Raw genomic sequence first — 1,515 nt, 5'->3', positions numbered from 1 at the left:
GGGCCTCGGCGATTGGAGTGCCGTCGAACACGACGGTCGCGGTGAAGCACAGCGTTTCCTCGCTGGCGAAGTCGGCGACCTTGAGGTTCTTCAGCATGATGCGGTCTTGCTTGGTGATGGTGTCCATGGGAAGTCCTGAAATCGACCGGGTGGCGACACGTTCCTGACGGGACGTGGCGACCATCCCGTGGGTTGGAGAAAGGAGGCATCGGTGCCCCGGTGGGCAGCGTTCGCCGGTGAGATGCCGAGGCGAACTGGCGGGTGGCGTGGGTGGAACCCACGGCAGCCTTGACACCCTGGCTGCGGGCTGCTGCCGACACGTCGGCAATGCAGGAGGGAGAATGGCGCGGCCCGCAGGCTGCGTCGTCGATCAATCCGAAGCGGTCGAGTCCGTCTTGTGCAGGCACTGCACCAGCCGGTTGCCCAGCCAAGCCATGCATGGGACGGCCATGGAGTTGCCAATCGCCTTGTAGCGCGGAGCATCTGCGGCAGGCTTGCCGCGGTACGGGATCAGCGTGTAGTCGTCGGGCATGCCCTGCAGCCGCTCGCACTCCGTGGGCATCAGCCGCCGCACGCGCCACTGCGACCAGTCCGCCGCACTGGGTCCATTCCAGTCGTATTGGAAATGCGCCTCGAAGTCAGGGATCAACACATGGGGCTTGTCCGCGCCGCCGCCGCTGGTGCGCAGTGCGGTCGATACGCCGTCGCCCAACTCGGCGGCAAGACCATGCTGCCGGCCCCGCAGGGCAACGCATGCCACCATCGGCACACCGTAGCCGGGCTTGCCGTTGGACAGGACGGTGCAAGCCACCTGCCCATGGCCGGACTCGAAGCGCACTTCGCCGCGGTTGTTCTGCGCGAAGGCAATGGCAGGCACCACGCCTGCGTTCGCATGGCTGCTGCGATGCCCGCCTGCGCGCAGCGTCGGTGCCCGGTTCATTACCGCATCCGCGCCGTAGCCCTGGGCGGTGAAAGCGATGATCGGAACGCCTTTGCCGGTGCCGTCCTCGCTGCTGCCCTTGCCGCCATTGGCGGTGCTGAGCGTGTGGGTGATGTTGCCCGCGATGGACTGCGCGAGGAAGGTTTCGATTTCGAAGTCATTCTTCGGGCCGGGCGCGGCGGTCAGGCAGGCGGCCACGTCGATGGGGCCTGCCGTATTGCCGCCACCGAACCCGAACGTCATGGTGACCTTGCCATAGGGCTGCTTCAGTCCGGCATAGCCTGCTGCTGCAATGCCATGTCCAGCAGCGCGGGAAGCGTCTTGCCACGGCGCGAAGCCCGGCGAAGAATCCCCGAGCAGGCCTTCGCGCTCAAAAAGTACTTCTGCGGGATCGAGGCCACCTCCACCACTTGCCACAAGAAACACGCGACGGCGACGCTGGGCGACGCCGAAATATTGGGCGTCGAGCACGCGCCACGCGATGCGGCGCCGGGGTCCAGACACACAACCTGCGTGCGCCCATTTTTGCCCTGGCGGTTGGAGCGCACGGCTTTCTCCGGCCAGTGCGCCCAGGA

At 66.4% G+C, this 1,515-nt stretch carries 1 protein-coding gene; it reads right to left on the bottom strand.

Going from position 1 to position 1,515, the window contains the following annotated elements:
• Window positions 1–370: 370 nt before the first annotated feature.
• The coding region (locus tag K206_RS0136560) for a DNA cytosine methyltransferase (RefSeq protein ID WP_029044467.1) at window positions 371–1,515 on the bottom strand (1,145 nt) is incomplete at its 5' end.

This window comes from Cupriavidus sp. WS (assembly GCF_000395345.1).
In the GTDB taxonomy this organism is placed as follows: domain Bacteria; phylum Pseudomonadota; class Gammaproteobacteria; order Burkholderiales; family Burkholderiaceae; genus Cupriavidus; species Cupriavidus basilensis_B.
This window is presented reverse-complemented; position numbering and strand designations above follow the sequence as displayed.